Consider the following 13,587-nt stretch of genomic DNA (forward strand, 5'->3'; position numbering starts at 1 on the left):
CGAAAACTACCGGTCGCGGAGCCGGGCCGCGTCCGCCTCGGAGCGACTCCTCGCGTACGCCGTACGCCGTAGTCAGAACACGAGCGGCAGCTTCGCCGCGGTCTCCTCGTCGGCCGGGGTGTAGGTCGACACGGTGATCTCCGAGCGGCGGCCGTAGTAGAGGTAGGTGAAGTTGAACCGCAGCAGCCCGACGTCCGGGTGCAGGTAGCGCTTGGTGCGGATCGGCTCCGAGTTGACGTCGTGGTGCGGCCAGAGCTCGGCGAACAGCGGTGACTCCGCCTTGAGCCGCTTGACCAGCTGCTTCCACGCGGGCTCGGCGACGTGGTCGGCCATCGCCGCGCGGAAGGAGGCGATCACGCGCGGGATGTTCGTCTCCCAGTCCAGCATCCGGGCGCGCCATTCGGGGTTGAGCAGGCACTGGACCAGGGTGTTGCGGTCGGCGAACGGGATCGAGTCGACGTCGCCCATCAGCCAGGTGTAGCCGCGGTTGTAGGCGAGCAGGTCGCAGCGCGCGTTGCGGACGGCGACCGGGTACGGCTCCAGCTTCTCGAGCATCAGCTCCATCGACGGCGTGATGACCTGGCAGTCCTTCTCGCCCTCGGGCTCGGGCGCGCCGGCCAGCCGGAAGAGGTGGGTGTGCTCGTGCGGGTCGAGCCGCAGCGTGCGGGCGATCGCCTGCAGCACCTGCTCGGACGCGTTGATGTCGCGGCCCTGCTCCAGCCACGTGTACCAGGTGACCCCGACGCCGGCGAGCTGCGCGACCTCTTCGCGGCGCAGCCCCGGCGTCCGGCGGCGGCCCAGGATCGGGAGCCCGACCTGCTCGGGCGTGATCCGCTCGCGCCGGCTGCGCAGGAACCTCGCCAGCTCCTGGCGGCGCAGTTCGGATTCGACGGCGGTGGTCATGGTGCCAGGATGGCACGCCCGCGAACCTGGTACCAGGTAGTGGCAGTACCAGGATGAACAGCAACTGGTACCAGTTTAAATCCGGGTCGATCGTAGTACCCATGACCACGACTGAACCCGCGCCGACCTCGGCCGGAGCCCAATTTCGGCCTGGGTTGACCCCCGCCGGCCTGGTCACGGTGCTACTGGGGGCGGCGCTGCCGATCATCGATTTCTTCATCGTCAACGTCGCGCTGCCGACCATTAACGCCGACCTGCACGCGTCCACCGCGACCCTGGAACTGGTGGTCGCCGCCTACGGCATCGCGTACGCGGTGCTGCTGGTGGTCGGCGGCCGCCTCGGCGACTCCTTCGGCAGGCGGCGGCTGTTCTTCTGGGGCCTCTGGCTGTTCACGCTGACGTCCCTGGCCTGCGGACTCGCGCCGACGGCCGGCACGCTGGTGATCGCCCGCGCCGCGCAGGGGGCGGCGTCGGCGTTGCTGCTGCCGCAGGTGCTCTCGATCATCCAGGCGACGACGTCCGGCGAAGAGCGGTCCCGCGCGCTGGGACTGTTCGGCGCCACCGGCGGCCTCTCGACGGTCGTCGGCCAGCTCCTCGGCGGCGGCCTGGTGGCCGCGGACCTGCTCGGCAGCGGCTGGCGGCCGATCTTCCTGGTGAACGTGCCCATCGGCCTGGTGGTACTGGTACTGGCCCGCCGCCTGCCGGAGAGCCGCGCGCACAACCCGCTGGGCGTCGACCGGCTCGGCACGCTGCTGCTGGCCGTGACGCTGCTGTCGTTGCTGGTCCCGCTGATGGAAGGCCGGGCGCTGGGCTGGCCGGCGTGGACGATCGCGTTGCTCGCCGTGTTCCCGTTCGCGGCCGCGGCGCTGGTGCACGTGGAACGCCGCCTGGAGCGGACCGGCGGCACGCCGCTGCTGCCGCCGTCGGTGCTGCGGCTGCCGAGCGTCCGGCGCGGGCTGATGGTGGCGATCCCGTTCTTCGCCGCGTTCGGTTCGTTCATGTTCGTCTACGCGATGACGCTGCAGGAAGGCCTGCACTTCGGGCCGCTCGGCGCCGGTGTCGCGCTGACGCCGCTGGCCGTCGCGTACTTCACGGTGTCGATGCTGAGCAGCCGCCTGGTGGCGCGCTACGGCCAGAAGGTCGTCCCGGTGGGCGGCGCGATCACGGCGATCGGCATGGTGGCGCTGCTGTGCACGACGCTGTCGACCTGGCCGCACGTGACCGTGCTCGACCTGGCGCCGTCGATGGTGGCGATCGGCGTCGGCAACGCGCTGGCGATGACGACGCTGTTCCGGATCGTCCTGTCGCACGTGCCGACGGACCTGGCCGGGGTCGGGTCGGGCGTGATGACGACCAACCAGCAGACGTCGCTGGCGCTCGGGGTGGCGACGTTGGGGAGCCTGTACGCGGCGCTTTCGGGCTCGCTGGGCAGCCGGGACGCCTTCGCGCTGGTGATCGGGGTGGTGGCGCTGCTGGCGGCGATCGTCGCGATCACCGGACGGCGGTTGCCGGACCCGCGAGTGTGAAACTCCGCCCGGCACACCGGCCCGGTGGCCCACCCCGCGAACGGGGTGAGCGCGCCGAACAATCCCCATTACCCCGGTAACCCGAAAGGGAGAAAGAGAATGCTGCGCCGCATAATCGCCGTGGCCGTCTCGGCGTTCTTCACAACAGCGTGAGCACCACCACTGGGGCGCTCACGACGTCGTTCAAGGACGCCGGTCTCGGCACCGGCACGACGAGCGTCCAGATCACGCTCACCGTCGACACCGCGACGGCGGTCTACCAGTGCTTCAACAACGGCGGCAACCACCCGAAGGCCGGGAACAAGGAGACCGTGTCGACGTCGCTGGTCGTCTCGGGCACCTTCCCGGTGCGCAACGGGCAGACGACCGGCAGCCTGAGTGCCGGCCCGCCGAGCCAGGGAAGCTTCTCCTGCCCGAGCGGCCAGACGCTGTTCCTGCAGTCCGTCACGTACGCCGGCACCAACGTCTCGGACGCGACGGGCAACACGTTCCACGCGACACCGGACCCGATTTCGACCGGTCCGATCCACGTGGCGCTCTGACCCCCCGCTCCACCCCGGCGTCGAAAAAAACTCCGGATCGACCCGTCGGAAAAGCCGCGCGCCGGACGACTATGAGGGTGTGACGGAACCTCGGGTACGACCGGACCCGGCCTTCGCGCTGCTCGGCCTCTACGAGACCGCGCTGCCGGAGGTCTACGGGTACCTGCTGTCCCGCTGCGGCGACCGCACGCTCGCCGAGGAGCTGACGTCCGAGACGTTCCTCGGCGCGGTCGCCGCCTGTCGCAAGGAGTACGCACCTCCAGTGAGCACCGGGTGGCTGATCGGCGTCGCCCGGCACAAGCTCGCCGACCACTGGCGGCGCAAAGAACGCGAGGAACGCGGCTTGCGGCTCGTGCACGACAGCGAGCCGGACGTCGAAGACCCGTGGGACGAGCAGCTCGACGCCCTGCGCGCGAGACAGGTGCTCGACTCGCTCGGCCCGCACCACCGGGCCGCGCTGACCCTCCGGTACGTCGACGGCCTCGGGGTGCCCGAGGTCGCCGGCCACCTGGGCCGGAGCGTGCACGCCACCGAGGCGTTGCTCGTGCGGGCCCGCGCCGCGTTCCGGCGCGCCTACGAAGAGAAGGAGGGTCGCGATGCCTGAGCCGTTCGACGCGCTCCGCCGTCCCTCCGCACGGGTCGAACCCGACCCGGACTTCGCCGCCGAGCTGCGCGACAACCTGCGCCGCTCGATCTTGAACGGAGCCGACATGACCACGACCGAAGCCCCCGCCGTCGCGGCGGAACTGCGTTCGCTGACGCCGTACCTCGCGGTGTCCGACGCGCGCGCCGCCCTCGACTTCTACGTCGAGGTGTTCGGCGCCGTCCGCCGCGGCGACCCGATCCTGATGGACGACGGCCGCATCGGGCACGCCGAGCTGGCCATCGGCGACGCCGTGCTGATGCTCGCCGAGGAATACCCCGAGATCGGCCACGTCGCACCGCGCGAGGGCGGCGCGTCGGTGCGGGTCGAGGTGCCGGACCCGGACGTGTCGGTGGCCCGGGCGCTGGAGCGCGGGGCGACGCTGATCCGCGCGGTGAGCGATTCGCCGTACGGCCGGGGTGGCTCGTTCCGCGACCCGTTCGGCCAGCGCTGGCTGGTCTCGCAGGCCGCGTCCCCGGCGGCGGGCCCGAAGCCCGCGCGCCACGGCGAGGCCATGTACTTCACGTTCCAGGTCCCGGAAGCCGAGCCCGCGAAGTCGTTCTACGGCGCGGTGCTGGGCTGGCAGTTCACGCCGGGCTCGGTGTCCGACGCGTGGGGCTTCTCGGGGCCGGGCCTCGAGGGCGGGTTGTGGGCCGGCGACCGGCAGGTGGGCTGGAAGCTGATGTACGCGGTCGACAACCTCGAAGCGGCGTTGACGCGGGTGCGCGAGCAGGGCGGCCGGGCGGGCGAGGTGGAGAACCACCCCTACGGGACCACCGCGGACTGCGTCGACAACCAGGGCATCGAGTTCTGGCTGTGGGAAAAGCCCGGGAAGTGAGCAATCCCATCCGCCGGGCCGTGCGTTCGGGCGCACACTCGGAAGCATGGCCGGGCAATGGATGCCGCGTGACCACGACGAGCTGGCCGCCGGGTGGCGGTTGTGGCTCGAACTCGGGTCGGGCGCCTGGCCCCGGCCGGACTGGGACGGCAGCCCCGACGAAGCCGTGCGCGGCCTGTGCGAGCTGCTCGACGCCTGCGACCGGATCCTCACCGACTACCTGGCCTCGGGTGGCTCGGCCGACGCGGAGGTCGCCGGGCTGATCCGGTCGATGCACCTGTCCGCGAGCTGGATCCGCGAGCTGTGGGCCGGCGACACCACACCGCTCGACGACGAGCGGATGGCGTTGCTGCACGGTGACCTCGCCGGGTTCGCCGACCACGCCGCCGGCGTGCGCACGTTGCTCGCCGAAGGCGGCGGCTGGACCTCGTTGCGGCTTTGACATGGCCGGGCGATGGGTGCCGCGTGACCACGACGAGCTGACCGCCGGGTGGCGGTTGTGGCTCGAACTCGGGTCGAGCGCGTGGCCCCGTCCCGGCTGGGACGGCACCCCCGCCGAGGCGGTGCGGGGGCTGCGGGAGCTGATGGGCGCCTGCGAGGAGATCCTCGCCGGCTATCTGGCGGCCGGGGGTTCGCAGGCCGCCGAGGTCGCCGCGTTGCTGCGGTCGATGTACCTCGCCGCCGGCTGGACGTGGAAGCTGTGGCAGGGCGACACCCTGCCGCTCGACGACGAACGGGCCGAGCTGCTGCACCGGGATCTCGCCGGGTTCGCCGACCACGCCCAGGGCGTCCGTACTTTGCTCGCCGAGGGTGGCGGCTGGGCGTCGCTGCCTCTCTAGCGCCCGGCCGCGTAGCCCTGCATTCCCCGGGCGTTCGCCGCCGCCCGGAGGAGGCCGTCCGAGCGGGACACCGCCGACAACCGGCCCAGGGCCCAGTCGCCCGCGTCCACCACCTCGTGGCCGCGGGCGCGCAGGCCATCCAAAGTGGACTCGCCGAGGCGGGACTCCACCACCAGCTCGCGCGGGTTCCAGGAGCGCGGGTAGAACGAGCTCGGGAACGCCGTCGTGTGCCAGGCCGGCGCGTCGATCGACTCCTGGAGGTTCAGGCCGCCGTAGACGTGGGCGAGCCAGAAGCACAGCTGCCACTGGTCCTGCTGGTCGCCGCCCGGGGTGCCGAACGCCAGCGTGGGAACGCCGTCGCGCAGGGCAAGGGACGGCGACAGCGTGATCCGGGGGCGCTTGCGCGGGGCCAGCGAATTCGGGAGGCCCTGCTCCAGCCAGAACATCTGGCCGCGGGAGTCCAGGCAGAAGCCCAGCGACGGGATGGTCGGGCTGGACTGCAGCCAGCCGCCGGACGGGGTCAGGGACACCAGGTTGCCCGCCGCGTCGACGACGTCGAGGTGGACCGTGTCGCCGCGGGTCTGGCCCTGCGGGCCGACCGTCGGCTCGCCGGTCGCGCCGCCCTCGGCCCGCAGTCCTTGCAGCGAGTCCAGGATCGCCGGGAGGCGGGCGGGACCACGGGCGTCGCCCGGGCGGAGGGAAGCGGACGCCGTGTCGGTGATCAACGCCCGCCGCGAATCCGTGTACGACGCCGACAGCAGGACGTCGAGGGGGACGTCGGTGTCGCCGTACCACGCCTCGCGGTCGGCGAAGGCCAGCTTCGCCGCTTCGGTCGCGAGGTGCACCGTGCGCTCCGAGGCGACTCCGTCCACAAAGGACAGTTCGTCGCGGAAGCCGTGCAGGAGGAGCGCTTGCTGGAGCAGTGCGGGGCCCTGCGTCCAGCCGCCCATCTTGACCAGGCGCCAATCGTCGACGTCCACGAACGCCGGGTCTTCGTACGACGCCGACCACGACGCCAGGTCGTCGCCGGTCAGCAGGCCCGCGTGCTCGCGGCCGGAGTCGTCGCGGAAAGCCTGGCGGCTGAACGCGTCGATCTCCTCCGCGACGAACCCCTGCGACCAGGCCCGACGTCCCGCGTCGAGCTGCGCTTCGCGGCCCGAGACGGCTTCGGCTTCGCGCAGCAGCCGTTCCCAGGTGTCGGCCAGCGCCGGGTTCTTGTGCAGGCCCGAAGCCGGCTTGCCGCCGGGCAGCCACAGCGCCGCCGACGTCGGCCAGTGCTCGGTGAACAAGCCGGAGACCGCGCTGATCGTGTCCGAAACCCGCGACACCAGCGGGACGCCGTTGCGGGCGTACCCGATCGCGTAGGACAGCACCGTGCGAAGCGACTTCGTGCCGTAGTCGCGAAGTAGCAGCAACCAGCTGTCCCACGCGCCCGGGACGGTCGCCGGGAGCAGGCCGCTGCCGGGGATCAGGTCGAGCCCCAATTCGGCGAAATGTGAAGCGGTGGCCCCCGCGGGCGACGGGCCTTGACCGGCCAGCGCCCGCGGGGTCGGGTCGTCCGCTGTCACGAAGAGGCCGGGCACCTGGCCCGCCGGGCCGCAGAGGTGCGGCTCGGCGACCTGCAGGACGAACCCGGCGGCGACCGCCGCGTCGAACGCGTTGCCGCCGTCTTCCAGCACCGCCATCCCGGTGGCCGAGGCCAGCCAGTGCGTCGATGCCACCATCCCGAAGGTGCCGGCCAGCTCCGGCCGCGTCGTGAACATGCCCCCGATAGTACGCAACGCTAACGAATTACCAAGCCGTCGGACGTCGCCGTTCCGGCTCGTACGGCTGCGTGATGATCTCCATCCCGTTGCCGCCGGGATCGAGGAAGTACACGCCACGGCCGCCGTGGTTGTGGTTGATTTCGCCGACCTGCTTCCCCATCGGGTCGGCGTGGTAGGTCACGCCGGTTTCGACGAGCCGCGCGAAGACGGCGTCGAAGTCGTCCTCCGGGATCAGGAAGCAGTAGTGCTGCAGGCGAAGGTCCTCTTCGGGGACGGACGCGAAGTCCAGGCGGACCCCGTTGCGGGTCTCGACCGGGACGAACGGGCCCCATTCCTCCCCGACTTCGAGGCCGAGCAGGTTCGCCAGGAATTCGGCGGATTCCCGGTTGTTCCGGGACGGGACGATCAGATGGTTCAACTCAACGGAAACTGACACGGTTGAAATGCCTCCACGGGCACTCCCGCCACCTCCATGCCTCACCCAGCCGGTGACCGACACGCGATGCCGTGCTGATCACCTTAGCCAAGAGGGCGGCGTCAAGAAACCTTGATTCGCGCCGCCGCCCGTGGCCGCCCGACGCCCTGCCAGGCCAGCCCGGCCTCGACGAGCACCCGCGGGTCGAGCAGGTTGCGCGTGTCGACGACGTCGATGCCGTCCATGAGCTCGGCCATCGCGGCCCAGTCGAGGTGCTTGAACTCGGCCCATTCGGTCAGCACCACGACGACGTCCGCGTCCTTCGCGACCTGGTAGGCGTCGTCGACGACGGTCATCCCGTCGAGCCCGCCGTCGACCGCCGGGTCGTAGGCGGTCAGCTCCGCGCCGAGCGCGCCCAGCACCGAGGCCACGGCGAGCGCGGGCGAGTCGCGCAGGTCGTTGGTGCCCGCCTTGAACGCCAGGCCGAGCAGGCCGATCCGGGCGCCGGCCAGCGTGCCGCCGACCGCGCCGGCGATCTTCGCGACGATCCGGTCGCGCTGGGCGATGTTCTCGTCGATGGCCGAGGTCAGCATCTTGAAGTCGTAGTTCACCGACTCGGCCACCTTGACCAGCGCGATGGTGTCCTTCGGCAGGCACGAGCCGCCCCAGCCCGGGCCCGGCTTGAGGAACGTCCGGCCGATCCGCCGGTCGTAGCCCATGCCCTCGGTGACCAGCGTGATGTCCGCGCCGAGGCGTTCGCACAGCTCGGCGATCGAGTTGACGTAGGACAGCTTCAGCGCGAGGTAGCAGTTCGCGGCGTACTTCACGAGTTCGGCGCTCGCCGCGTCGGCGACGACGACCGGCGCGGCCAGCTCGGCGTACAGCTCGCCGACCCAGCGCGCGGCGGCGAGGTCGGCCGACCCGACGACGATCCGGTCCGGGCCGAGGAAGTCCGCGACCGCGGTGCCTTCGCGGAGGAACTCGGGGTTCGACACCACCGGCACGTCGGGCCGGCCGAGCATCGCCTGGATCCGCTCCGACGTGCCGACCGGCACGGTCGACTTGGTGACCAGCGCGCACCCGGCGGGCAGGACGTCACCGATCTCGGCGGTCACCGCCTCGACCGCGCGCAGGTCCGCGGAGCCGCCGGCGCCCATCGGCGTCGGCACGCACAGGAACACAGCCTGCGCGTCACGGACCGCGTCCCGCGCGCCGACGACGAACTGGAGGCGCCCGGCGGCGAGGCCGCGGGTGACCAGGTCGGCGAGCCCGGGTTCGAGGATGTCGACGCGGCCCGCGCTCAGCCGGGACACCTTCGCGCGATCGACGTCCACGCAGGTGACGGAATGCCCCAGGCCGGCCAGGCACGCCCCCGTGGTCAAGCCGACGTAACCGGTACCTACCACCACGATCCGAGCTGGCGTCATGGTGCTGAAGGTGACAGCCGGAGTTGACCACGACGCTAACGGAAACAGACGCCCCCGAGAGCGGTGAGCGAAGACACGAACCGCGCGTGCGAACGAGCGTTAACCTACAGACCGCGAACCGGAGCAGCGAAGGGAACGGCACAGATGCAGATCACGGACACCGCGGCGCTCGTCACGGGTGGCGCGTCGGGCCTCGGCGGAGCCACGGCGAAGGCGCTCGCCGCCAAGGGCGCGAAGGTGTTCGCGCTCGACCTGGCGCAGTCGATCGAGAAGGCCGAGCAGGTCGACGGCATCACCTACGTCGAGGCCGACGTCACCGACGTCGAGCAGGTCGAGGCGGCCGTCGCGACGGCTTCGGGCGCCGGCGTCCCGCTGCGGACCGTGGTGAACTGCGCCGGCATCGGGCCGTCCGCGCGGATCCTGTCCAAGAAGGGCCGCCACGACCTCGCGCTGTACGCGAAGGTCATCCAGATCAACCTGATCGGCACGTTCACCGTGCTGACCGTCGCCTCCGAGGCGATCGCCAAGACCGAGCCGCTCGCGGACGACGCCCGCGGCGTCATCATCAACACCGCGTCGATCGCCGCGTTCGACGGCCAGATCGGGCAGGTCGCCTACTCGTCGTCCAAGGGCGGCGTCGTCGGGATGACCCTCCCGGCCGCGCGCGACCTGGCCTCGCACGGCATCCGCGTGCTGACCATCGCGCCGGGCATCGTGGACACCCCGATGCTGGCCACGGTCAGCGACGAGTTCCGCGCGGCGCTCGCCGCCGGCATCCCGTTCCCGAAGCGCCTCGCGCGGCCGGACGAGTACGCGCAGCTCGCGCTCTCGCTGATCGACCACGACTACCTGAACGGCGAGGTCGTCCGCATGGACGGCTCGCTCCGCATGGCCCCGCGCTGACCCGCGAAGGGCGGCACTTTCCCTACGAAAGTGCCGCCCTGGGGCGGTCAGCGGGCGAGGCGGACTTCCAGGCCGATGCCGTTCGTGGTGACCGAGCAGCCGCCGAACGCGCTTTGCGCGGCCAGCTCCTCGAACTGCGCCGGGGTGAACGCGCGGCGCCGCAGCCAGCCGAGCGTCTGCCGGACGGTGAAGCCGCTGACCACGCCGACGTTCATCGACGCGACCTCGCGGCCGATGTCCGCGCCGGTGGCCTCGTGGTTGAGGTCGTGGATCACCGCGTGCCCGCCCAGGCGCAGCACCCGGTGCATTTCGTTCAACGCGGCCACCGGCTGCCGGAAGTTCTTGAACGCGGCCTGGCAGACCACGAAGTCGAACGACTCGTCGGCGAAGGGCGCGTGCGTGATGTCCCCCTGGCGGAAGTCGATCTCCAGGCCGGCGCCGGTTTCCCGGGCGATCTCGACCATCGTGTGGCTGATGTCCAGCCCGGTGACGCGGAAGCCGCGCTTCGCCAGCTCGACGGCGAAGAAGCCGGGCCCGGGCGCCACCTCCAGGATCTCGGCGCCGTCCGCCAGCCCGGCCGTCGTCTCGGCCGCCTGCCGCCGGTACTGCGCGAGCTGCGCCTCGGTGCCGCGGTTCTTGGCGTACCAGCGCGCCTGCCGGCCTTCCATCTCGGGCACTTTGTGCTTGCGGGTCGTCTCCATGGATCTCTCCTCTTCGGTGTGCCGAACCGAAGAGCCGCCCGGTTATCCTTTTCGTGCCACCTCGGGGCCGGGCGTGCTCGGTTCGGGGTCGAGGACCCCGGGCGGTGTGCCAGCACCACCCGGGGTCCGTGCTATCTCTCTTCCACGAACTCCCCCAGGTCAGCCGGGAGTTCGCCGGTCTCGTACCAGCGCCGCCAGGCCTGCGTGCCGGGCAGGGAGCCGCTGGTCAGTTCGTCGAGGAAGCCGCGCACCCAGCGCGCCTCGGCCTCCGTCATCGCGATGTCGTATTCGACCTCGATCAGGAACACCCGCGGCATCAGCGGACGCAGCCGGTCGAGCGCGGCCCGTTGCTTCCCGGCCCGGTCCTCGAGCCGGCCGAGCCGCCGCCGGAGCTCGTTGATCGCCTGGTCCGGGCCGAGGACGCCCATCATCGACAGCCCGGACCGGAACCGCGGGGGTTCCGGGTCGAGCGTGCCGACGAGCTCGCGGACCCAGTCCTCGAACTCGGCACGGCCGGCCGGGGTGATCCGGTAGACGGTCCGCTCGGGCCGCCCGCCGTCCTTGACGCTCTCGACGGCCTCGATGAACCCGTGCTTTTCGAGGTTCGCGACGACCGTGTAGAGCGAGCCCCACTTGATCGGCAGGTCGGCGTCCTTGCCGCGCCGCTTGAGCAGGGCCGCCATCTCGTACGGGTGCATGGGGCGTTCGAGCACGACGGACAGCACGGCCAAGCCGAGCATGTTGCCGACCTTCCGCCGCTTCATCACCACTCCTCGTCCACGAGTACTCGTCGACGAGTATACGCAGGACGTGTCAGCGGACAAGTGTCTTAGTCGACAAAGCACCTCAGAGGTCGAACATGTACGGGACCTCGGTCTGGGCCCGCGCGCTGATCCACTCGCGCAGCGCCCGCGTCGCGAGGACGTCGTCCTCGTTGTAGCGCAGGAGCCGCTCGCGCTGCTCGTCGTCCGGCTTCTCGCCGTCCATGCCCACGGCGTCGCGGTACCACCGCATCGACGCCTCGCCGCCCGCCTCCGGGTCGCGCCACGAGAACCCGGCCACCGGGGCGATCACCTTCAGGCCCTTGCCGTGGGAGCACAGGAACTGGTCGGTGACGCTGCGGAAGAGGTCGACCCACTCCGCGGAGTCCACAAAGGACTGGATGTCCTTCTTCACGGGGATGCCGGGGTGGTCGCCGAAGCGCTCGACGGAGCCGAAGAGCCAGCGGTTCTCGGCGAGCGCGTTGTAGCAGTAGGCGCGGAAGGTCAGCCCGGCCGCTTCGGTGCGCTCCCGGACGTCGGTGAGCCAGGCCCAGAACTCGGCGAACGAGCGGGCCTCGTCGTCGGTCGGCAGCGGATCCCACGTCGCGAAGGCGCGGTAGCCCTGCGGCACGCCGATGTCGGCGCCGGTCAGCAGGCAGCCCCAGAGGTACGCGCCGGCGTCGCCGAAGCTCTCCATGTCGACGTCGACCTCGACGTCACCGCGCGGCACGTCGACCGCCTCGACGCGGCGCACCAGGGTGAGGTCGGCCAGCCAGGCGCGGGCGAGCACGACCGCGTCCGGGAAGGTGACGCCCGTCCAGTTCACCGCCGGCGGCTCGCCCGCCGGGTCGAGCGCGGCCAGCTTGTCCACAGTGGACACGCCGGCGCGGCGCAGCTCCACGGCGTCCTCGCCGCGGACGACGAGGCTGACGTCCCGGCTCTCGGTGAGCACCACCTCGCACGTCGGCCACCACGGGCAGCGGCGGCACTCCAGCACGCGCGACGGCTCGGCCAGCGGCTCCTCGCCGTTCGCGGCCGCGCTGGCGATGGCGAGCCGGTCGGCGAACCGGACCTGGTACTCGGTCAGCGCGCTGCGGCCGCCGGGCCAGGTGCCCGCGGCGAGGTCGTGCCAGACGACGACGTCGGCGTCGAGGCCGATCACGCCGCCGGTGGCGAGGCCCTCGTCGGCCTGCCCGAGCGTCTGCAGCATGCGGCGGATGTGCACGAGCCGGAGCTGGTCACGCGGCTGCGAGCGGACCTTGCGGCCGTCGTCGGCCTTGCGGTGCCCCGGATCGAGGTCGGTCAGCTCGGTGACGATCGCGCCGGTGCCGCGGTCGGTGATGCGGTGGCGCACGACGAGCACCGGGACGTAGCCGCGGCCGGTGCGCACGAGCAGGTCGATGCCGCCGCGGCGGTGCCCGGCCGGGTCCACCGGCAGCAGCGCGCCCCAGATGTACTGGGCTTCGGCGGCGAAGGCCCGCTCGGTGCGTTCGACGCGTTCGTGGGCGGGCAGGTCGCGGCCGATCTTCACCCAGTGGCCGGGGTTCGCGGCCATCAGCCTGCTGACGATGTCCTCGCGGTGCGCGGTGGCGTCGTCGATCCGCTGCTGCGCGGTCGGGTCCGGCGGGGAAAGCGGTACCTCGCGCATCGCCGGGTCGTGTTCGAGGTGCACACGGCGACGGCAGCGGCTGACCGCGCCCGCGTCGAGTACCACCTCACCTTGCATGGAGATCACTCTAGTTTCCCACCGCCGAGCCGACATGCCCGCCACCCTGGCTACCAGTAAGTTCGACGTCGACACGTCGCAGGGAGGTGCCATGGCGCGCAAGGCCAAGGTCGAGGGTGAAGCCAGGTTCACCCCCAAGAAGGCGAAGAACGCGGTCGCGGTGGCGAAGGTGCTCGGCCCGGTCGTGATCCCGGTGGTCGCGCCGTTCGCCGTGCGCGCGGCGGGCGCCGCGCGAGAGGCGTACGACCGCTACCAGGCGCGCAAGCTGGGGGTCTCGGTCGACAAGCTGGGCGAGTACACCGGCCGCGGCGCGGCCCTGCACGCCCGCATCGCCGGCGTCGCCGAGGGCTGCCGAGAACTGCAGAAGTCCGAGAAGGCTTCGAACGCGGACCAGGAGTTCGCGAAGGACTCGCTGGGCACGCTGGAGCAGCTGTCGGCGTCGGTCCGCGCGGCGGAGCGGATGCCGGCGGCGCGGCGCAAGTCCGTGCACCGCGCGGTGGCGGGCGAGCTGGAGCGGCTGGAAGGTCAGCTGCTGCACCGGCTGGGCCTCTGACCCGAGACAGCGAGAAGCCCCCGGCGCCGCGCACCGGGGGCTTC

15 protein-coding genes are annotated in these 13,587 nt (G+C 71.6%); 8 read left to right on the forward strand and 7 right to left on the reverse strand.

Features of this window, described 5'->3' with window-relative positions; genetic code table 11:
* Nucleotides 1–72 precede the first annotated feature (72 nt).
* Entirely contained in the window at nucleotides 73–903 is an 831-nt protein-coding gene (locus H4696_RS33200; RefSeq protein ID WP_086858130.1) for a helix-turn-helix transcriptional regulator, read from the reverse strand.
* A gap of 101 nt (nucleotides 904–1,004) precedes the next feature.
* Here H4696_RS33200 and H4696_RS33205 point away from each other — a divergent pair, with 101 nt between their 5' ends.
* The 6 genes from H4696_RS33205 to H4696_RS33230 all read left to right on the forward strand — a co-directional run bounded on the left by H4696_RS33205 (nucleotide 1,005) and on the right by H4696_RS33230 (nucleotide 5,291).
* Nucleotides 1,005–2,429, forward strand: coding sequence for an MFS transporter (locus tag H4696_RS33205; protein ID WP_086858131.1), 1,425 nt, complete (start codon nucleotides 1,005–1,007; stop codon nucleotides 2,427–2,429).
* A 149-nt stretch (nucleotides 2,430–2,578) separates the two neighbouring features.
* Complete coding sequence (locus tag H4696_RS33210; protein ID WP_086858132.1) at nucleotides 2,579–2,971, forward strand: hypothetical protein; 393 nt, start codon at nucleotides 2,579–2,581, stop codon at nucleotides 2,969–2,971.
* A gap of 79 nt (nucleotides 2,972–3,050) precedes the next feature.
* Nucleotides 3,051–3,575 carry an RNA polymerase sigma factor gene (locus tag H4696_RS33215; RefSeq protein WP_086858133.1) on the forward strand — a complete coding sequence of 175 codons (525 nt, stop codon included), beginning with the start codon at nucleotides 3,051–3,053 and terminating at the stop codon, nucleotides 3,573–3,575.
* Nucleotides 3,568–4,452 (forward strand): VOC family protein, encoded by an 885-nt coding sequence (locus H4696_RS33220; RefSeq protein WP_086858134.1) that lies wholly within the window; start codon nucleotides 3,568–3,570, stop codon nucleotides 4,450–4,452. The genes H4696_RS33215 and H4696_RS33220 overlap by 8 nt, the downstream gene beginning before the upstream one ends.
* 46 nt (nucleotides 4,453–4,498) lie before the next feature.
* A complete protein-coding gene (locus tag H4696_RS33225; protein WP_086858135.1) occupies nucleotides 4,499–4,894 on the forward strand; it encodes a hypothetical protein in 396 nt (131 codons plus the stop codon).
* A 1-nt stretch (nucleotide 4,895) separates the two neighbouring features.
* Nucleotides 4,896–5,291, forward strand: a complete 396-nt coding sequence (locus tag H4696_RS33230; RefSeq protein WP_086858136.1) for a hypothetical protein — start codon at nucleotides 4,896–4,898, stop codon at nucleotides 5,289–5,291.
* Here H4696_RS33230 and H4696_RS33235 read toward each other — a convergent pair.
* The 3 genes from H4696_RS33235 to H4696_RS33245 all read right to left on the reverse strand — a co-directional run bounded on the left by H4696_RS33235 (nucleotide 5,288) and on the right by H4696_RS33245 (nucleotide 8,899).
* Nucleotides 5,288–7,054 (reverse strand): gamma-glutamyltransferase family protein, encoded by a 1,767-nt coding sequence (locus H4696_RS33235; protein WP_192782667.1) that lies wholly within the window; start codon nucleotides 7,052–7,054, stop codon nucleotides 5,288–5,290. The genes H4696_RS33230 and H4696_RS33235 overlap by 4 nt on opposite strands.
* A gap of 28 nt (nucleotides 7,055–7,082) precedes the next feature.
* Entirely contained in the window at nucleotides 7,083–7,475 is a 393-nt protein-coding gene (locus H4696_RS33240; RefSeq protein ID WP_338064871.1) for a VOC family protein, read from the reverse strand.
* A 119-nt stretch (nucleotides 7,476–7,594) separates the two neighbouring features.
* Nucleotides 7,595–8,899: a UDP-glucose dehydrogenase family protein gene (locus tag H4696_RS33245; protein ID WP_086857315.1), complete on the reverse strand. Its 1,305-nt coding sequence runs from the start codon at nucleotides 8,897–8,899 to the stop codon at nucleotides 7,595–7,597.
* 144 nt (nucleotides 8,900–9,043) lie between these two features.
* Here H4696_RS33245 and H4696_RS33250 point away from each other — a divergent pair, with 144 nt between their 5' ends.
* Nucleotides 9,044–9,802: an SDR family NAD(P)-dependent oxidoreductase gene (locus H4696_RS33250; RefSeq protein WP_086857314.1), complete on the forward strand. Its 759-nt coding sequence runs from the start codon at nucleotides 9,044–9,046 to the stop codon at nucleotides 9,800–9,802.
* Nucleotides 9,803–9,849: 47 nt separating this feature from the next.
* Here H4696_RS33250 and H4696_RS33255 read toward each other — a convergent pair whose 3' ends face one another.
* From H4696_RS33255 to H4696_RS33265, 3 genes are all read right to left on the reverse strand, one after another.
* Nucleotides 9,850–10,503 (reverse strand): class I SAM-dependent methyltransferase, encoded by a 654-nt coding sequence (locus tag H4696_RS33255; protein WP_086857313.1) that lies wholly within the window; start codon nucleotides 10,501–10,503, stop codon nucleotides 9,850–9,852.
* Nucleotides 10,504–10,634: 131 nt separating this feature from the next.
* Nucleotides 10,635–11,267: a PadR family transcriptional regulator gene (locus tag H4696_RS33260; protein WP_192782668.1), complete on the reverse strand. Its 633-nt coding sequence runs from the start codon at nucleotides 11,265–11,267 to the stop codon at nucleotides 10,635–10,637.
* A gap of 82 nt (nucleotides 11,268–11,349) precedes the next feature.
* Nucleotides 11,350–12,990 carry a TM0106 family RecB-like putative nuclease gene (locus H4696_RS33265; protein WP_169734861.1) on the reverse strand — a complete coding sequence of 547 codons (1,641 nt, stop codon included), beginning with the start codon at nucleotides 12,988–12,990 and terminating at the stop codon, nucleotides 11,350–11,352.
* Between the two features lie 91 nt (nucleotides 12,991–13,081).
* Between H4696_RS33265 and H4696_RS33270 the strand changes: the two genes are divergently transcribed.
* Complete coding sequence (locus H4696_RS33270; RefSeq protein ID WP_086857311.1) at nucleotides 13,082–13,543, forward strand: DUF6474 family protein; 462 nt, start codon at nucleotides 13,082–13,084, stop codon at nucleotides 13,541–13,543.
* Nucleotides 13,544–13,587 lie beyond the last annotated feature (44 nt).

Origin of the sequence: Amycolatopsis lexingtonensis (assembly GCF_014873755.1) — a bacterium.
Lineage (GTDB): Bacteria > Actinomycetota > Actinomycetes > Mycobacteriales > Pseudonocardiaceae > Amycolatopsis > Amycolatopsis lexingtonensis.